Here is a 5,324-nt window from a genome sequence, read left to right on the forward strand (position 1 = left end):
GTCGGCTCCGGTCACCACGGCTGGCTCGGCTGGCGCGGATTTGCGCGGTGCGCTGTTGCGGCGCATGGCGTTGGCGATGGAGTTCTCAGACATGGTGCAAGGATAGCGCGGTGGTCTGGGGCGTTTTTCGGCGGATCAGTCGCACGCCAGGCCGGCTTCCAGCATGGCCATGCGCATTTCGAATTCGGGCCAGACCCAGCGCCAGAAGCCGTTTTCAGCCCCACGCCAGCGCGCCGCGTCGGCGCCAGGTGTGGCCGCGATGCGCGACCAGGCCCACGCCATGAGCAGCAGCGCCAGGGCGCGCAGGTAGTCGTCGGCCAGCCAGTGCGCCCGGTCCGCCGGGGCCTGTTCGGCCTGGGTTTGTGGCAGCAAGCGGTTCTGGACAAAATTGCCGAAGCGCTCCAGGGCTTGCCGGGTGCGTTCGGCCTGCGGGCTGTGGTCGAGCTCGGCCATCAGCCCGTGCAGCAAGGCCTGCTGCGCGGCCGCGCCATCGGGCAGGACTTTGCGCAACAGCAGGTCGATCGCCTGGATTTCGTTCGTGCCTTCGTAAATCATGGCCACACGGGCATCGCGCACGTGCTGCTCAATGCCCCATTCGCGCACATAACCGTGGCCGCCCAAGACCTGCAGGCAGGCGCTGCCGCCGTGAAAAGCCTGTTCGGTCCAGGCCAACTTGAGCACCGGCGTGACCAGGCTGCACCAGCGTGCGGCAGCCGCACGGCGGTCTGCGTCGGGGTGGTGTTTCTGCACGTCGAGCTCCAGCGCGGTGCGGTAGGCGATCACCCGCCCGGCGTCGATCCAGGCGCGCTGCGCGTCCAGGATGCGGCGCATGGCGGGGTGCCGTTCGATGGCGTCCGCCTGGCCCGTCTTGCTGGTGCTGCCGGGCGCGCGCATCTGGCGGCGCTCCTGCGCGTAGGCGTCGGCCTTTTGCCAGGCCGCGTCCAGCAAGCCTATGCCTTGCAAGCCCACGTGCAGGCGTGCGGCGTTCATCATCACGAACATGGCGTTCAGGCCTTTGCCCGGTTCGCCCACGATCCAGCCCGCCGCATCGTCGAAGCGCATCACACAGGTGGGGCTGCCGTGCAGGCCCATTTTTTCTTCGATGCGTTCGCAGTGCACCGCGCTGCGCCGGGTGCTGGCCCCCACGCTCGTCACGGCGTGTACGTCGCTGCCCCCCAAGTCGGTTGGCTTGGCTTGGGGCGGCGCTGCGCCATCGCCGTCGTAAAACTTGGGCACCAGAAAGAGCGAAAGCCCTTTGGGTCCGGGCGGTGCATCGGGCAGGCGGGCCAGCACCAGGTGCACGATGTTGTCGCTGAGATCGTGCTCGCCGCCCGAGATGAAAATCTTGGTCCCATTCAAGGCGAAACGCCCGTCCGGTAGCGGCACGGCCTTGGTGCGCACCAGGCCCAGGTCGCTGCCCGCCTGGGGCTCGGTCAGGCACATGGTGGCCAGCCATTCGCCGGTGGCGATTTTTTCCAGGTAGCGGGCCTTCAGGTCGGGCGAGCCGTGGTGTTTGATGCACTCGTAGGCGCCGTGCAGCAGACCCGGAGCCATGGTCCAGCCGTGGTTGGCACCGCTGAGCATTTCGTACAGCACAGCCTCCAGCACCGTGGGCAGACCCTGGCCCCCGTCCTCGACCGCGCAGGCCAGCGAGGGCCAGCCGGCCTGCCAGAAAGCCTGGTAGGCGTCGCGGAAACCCGCAGGCATGGTGACGGCGCCGGCGTGCCAGCGCGCACCGGTTTCATCGCCTGCGCGGTTGAGCGGCGAGATCACTTCGCCCACGAATTTGGCCGCTTCGTCCACCACCTGGCGCAGCAGATCGGGGTCGGCGTGTTCGGCCATGGCGGCCAGCGGCGCCAGGGTTTGCGGTGCGCGCAGCACCTCGAACAAGACAAAGGCGTGGTCGTCGGTGTGGGGAGGGTATGGGGTCATGCCGGTGGTCTTTGCGCGGCGTTCAGGCCGCTGCGGTCGGGCGCGTCGCGCCCAGGTAGGTTTCGATCACGCGCGGGTCGCTCGCCAGTTCGCGGGCGGGGCCTTGGGCGCTGAGCTCACCCATTTCGAGCACATAGCCGTGGTCGGCCACTTGCAGCGCCGCGCGGGCGTTCTGCTCCACCAACACAGTGGTCACACCGGTCTGGCGCAAGGTGTCGATGATGTTGAAGATTTCGCGCACGATCAGCGGTGCCAGACCCAGGCTGGGCTCGTCCAGCATCAGCAGATCGGGGCGCGACATCAGGGCGCGGCCCACGGCCAGCATCTGGCGTTCGCCGCCCGACAGCGTGCCCGCGAGTTGGGCGCGCCGCTCCTGCAGACGCGGGAAGATGTCGTACACATCGTCCAGCCGCTGGCGCCATTTCGGGTTGCCCATGCGCATCTGGCGAAAGCCACCCAGCAGCAGGTTGTCTTCCACCGGCATGGTGCCAAAGAGCTCGCGCTTCTCGGGCACCAAAGCCATGCCGTTCATCACACGCTCTTCGAGCGTGAGGGTGGTGATGTCTTCACCCCGGAACCGGATGCTGCCCTGGCCGGGCAAAATGCCCATGAGGGTGTTGAGCAGGGTGGATTTGCCAGCGCCATTGGGGCCGATCACCGTGATCACGCTGCCTTGGTCGGCCTGGATGTCGATGCCGTGCAGCACCTCGGCGCGGCCGTATCCGGCGCGCAGACCTTGGACTTGAAGAAGAGGGGTGCTCATGATGTGGCTCCGCAGTGTGCCGCGATGAGCGGCGCGAGAGAAGAATCGTTCCAGAGGTGCCGCAGGGTTGGCCTTGCAGGGCCGCAGGCGGCGCGGGGGGTGCTTTCGGCACCCATCAGTGCTCCGTGCCGAGATAGGCGGCGCGCACTTTCGGGTCCTGTTGGACTTGCGCTGGCGGCCCTTGGGTCAGCAAGGTGCCGAACTCCATCACCACCAGGTGGTCGCAGATCTGCATCACCAGGTCCATGTCGTGCTCCACCAGCAGAATGCTCATGCCTTCGTTTTTGAGCTGGCGCAGCACATCGGCCAAGGCCTGCTTTTCCTGGTGGCGCAGGCCGGCGGCGGGTTCGTCGAGCAGCAGCAGCACCGGATCGACACACAGGGCGCGGGCGATCTCCATCAGGCGTTGCGGACCCATGGCCAGGTTGCCGGCCAGTTCGTGCAGGTACTCGCCCATGCCAATGCGCTCAAGCTGGCGCTGCGCCTCGCGGAACAAGCGTTGCTCTTCCTGGCGGTTGGCGCGCAGCATGGCCGGCAGCACGCCCTTGTGGCCACGGGTGTGCGCACCCAGGGCCACGTTTTCCAACACCGTCATCTCCGGGATCATCTTCACGTGCTGGAACGTGCGCGCCAGACCCAGGCGGGCGATTTCGCGCGAGGCTTTGCCCGCAATGGCTTCGCCCTGGAACACCACCCCGCCACTGGTGGCGGCCAGCACCCCGGTGATGAGGTTGAAGGTGGTGGATTTGCCCGCGCCATTGGGACCGATCAGGCCGACGATTTGTCCGGCACGGATCTGGAAGCCGATGTCGTTCACCGCAACCAGACCACCGAATTCTTTGCGGATCGCCTGCACGTCCAGCACCAGATCGTTGGTGGCGGGTTTGGGCCGCTCGGGCAGCGCGGCGGCATGGATCCAGTCCACCGGGCGCGGGCGCTTGGGCATGTGCCGACCCACCAGCGACCACAGGCCTTCGGGCAGGTACTTCAGCACCATGACCAGGGTGATGCCGAACACGATCACCTCGTAGCTGCCGCTGGTGCCGATCAGCTTGGGCAACAACACCTGCAGCTGGTCTTCGAGCACACGGATCAGTCCTGCGCCGACGATGGCACCCCAGACATGGCCCACACCGCCAACCACGGCCATGAACAGGTATTCGATGCCCATTTTCAAACCGAACGCGGACGGGTTGACCGTGCGCTGGAAGTGCGCCAGCAACCAGCCAGCGACCGAAGCCAGGACCGCCGCCAGCACGAAGATGGTGACCTTGTAGCGCAAGGTGCTGATGCCCATGGCTTCGGCCATCTGCGAGCCCCCTTTGAGCGCGCGGATGGCGCGCCCGGCCCGCGAGTCGAGCAAGTGCAGCATGCCGGCCGCAAACGCCAGCAGCAAGACCCAGGTCAACACGAAGAAGGGGCGGCCCTGACCCAGGTCGAAGTCGCCAATGGACAGGCTTTGGATGCCGAGCAGGCCGTCGTACTTGCCCAGGGCATCGAGGTTGCCCATGAGGTAGTAGAGCGACAGGCCCCAGGCGATGGTGGCCAGCGGTAGGTAATGGCCCGACATGCGCAAAGTGATGAGGCCCACCACCAGAGCACTGGCGGCCGTGAGCCCGATGCCGACGAACAGCGTGAGCCAGGGCGAGAGCCCCGTGTTCAGCGTGAGCCAGGCCGTGGTGTAGGCACCAATACCGACGAACGCTGCCTGCCCGAACGAGGTGAGGCCGCCCACGCCGGTGAGCAGCACCAGGCCCAGCACCGTCATGCTGTACATGCCGATGTAGTTGAGCTGGGTGATCCAGAAGTCGGGCAGGGGCAGCACGGCGATCAGGGGAATGGCTGCGGCCAGGACCAGCAGGCCCATGTTTTGAAGTTTCAACATGTCAGTGGTCTTCGTCTGAGTGGGTGCTGCGCAAGGAACGGAACAGCAGCACCGGCAGGATCAGTGTGAACACAATGACTTCCTTGAAGGCGCTGGCCCAGAACGAACCAAAAGCTTCGATGACGCCGACAAAGAGCGCCGCCACCAGCGCACCGGGGTAGCTGGACAAGCCAGCAGCCACGGCCGCCACGAAACCTTTGAGGCCGATCAGAAAGCCCGAGTCGTAGAACACGGTGGTGGTGGGACCGATCAAAAGGCCCGAGAGCGCGCCGATGAAGGCGGCCATGGTGAAGGTGAGCTGGCCCGAGGCTTGTGAAGAAATGCCCATCAGCCGCGCGCCTGTGCGGTTGACGGCGGTGGCGCGCAAGGCCTTGCCGCGCAACGAGCGCTCGAAATACAGCCAGAGCAAGACGATCAAGGCGAGCGTGGCCAGTGCGGTGATGATGGCCTGGCCCGACAGCATGACCGGTCCGATGCTGTAGCGCTCGTCCCAGAAGGGCGGGTTGCGAAAACCCTCGGCGCCGAAGAACAGCAGACCCAGGCCGGTCATGGTGAAGTGCACCCCGACCGAGACGATCAGCAACACCAGGGGCGTGGCGCTCTCCAGCGACTGGTAGGCCACGCGGTACACCAAAGGTCCGTAGACGGTGACCACGGCCACACTGAGCGCGGCCTGCACGGCGAGCGGGAACTGGTGCGGCGCGGCCCAGATGGCGACACCGGCCACCAGCACCGGCAGCACCA

At 66.4% G+C, this 5,324-nt stretch carries 4 protein-coding genes; all 4 read right to left on the reverse strand.

The window, feature by feature from the left end:
• Window positions 1–135: 135 nt before the first annotated feature.
• Complete coding sequence (locus tag ABYB95_RS16315) at window positions 136–1,932, reverse strand: acyl-CoA dehydrogenase family protein (RefSeq protein ID WP_372659611.1); 1,797 nt, start codon at window positions 1,930–1,932, stop codon at window positions 136–138.
• Between the two features lie 22 nt (window positions 1,933–1,954).
• A complete protein-coding gene (locus tag ABYB95_RS16320; RefSeq protein WP_372659612.1) occupies window positions 1,955–2,695 on the reverse strand; it encodes an ABC transporter ATP-binding protein in 741 nt (246 codons plus the stop codon).
• Between the two features lie 115 nt (window positions 2,696–2,810).
• Complete coding sequence (locus ABYB95_RS16325; protein WP_372659613.1) at window positions 2,811–4,580, reverse strand: ATP-binding cassette domain-containing protein; 1,770 nt, start codon at window positions 4,578–4,580, stop codon at window positions 2,811–2,813.
• Window position 4,581: 1 nt separating this feature from the next.
• A partial coding sequence (locus ABYB95_RS16330; RefSeq protein WP_372659614.1) for a branched-chain amino acid ABC transporter permease occupies window positions 4,582–5,324 on the reverse strand: 743 nt, incomplete at its 5' end.

Origin of the sequence: Hydrogenophaga sp. (genome assembly GCF_041633695.1) — a bacterium.
GTDB lineage: Bacteria > Pseudomonadota > Gammaproteobacteria > Burkholderiales > Burkholderiaceae_C > Hydrogenophaga.

Bases quoted from the DNA above. Each gene is read 5' to 3' on its own strand.
- ABYB95_RS16315 (WP_372659611.1), bottom strand. From the start codon at position 1,932: ATGACCCCATACCCTCCCCACACCGACGACCACGCCTTTGTCTTGTTC.
- ABYB95_RS16320 (WP_372659612.1), bottom strand. From the start codon at position 2,695: ATGAGCACCCCTCTTCTTCAAGTCCAAGGTCTGCGCGCCGGATACGGC.
- ABYB95_RS16325 (WP_372659613.1), bottom strand. From the start codon at position 4,580: ATGTTGAAACTTCAAAACATGGGCCTGCTGGTCCTGGCCGCAGCCATT.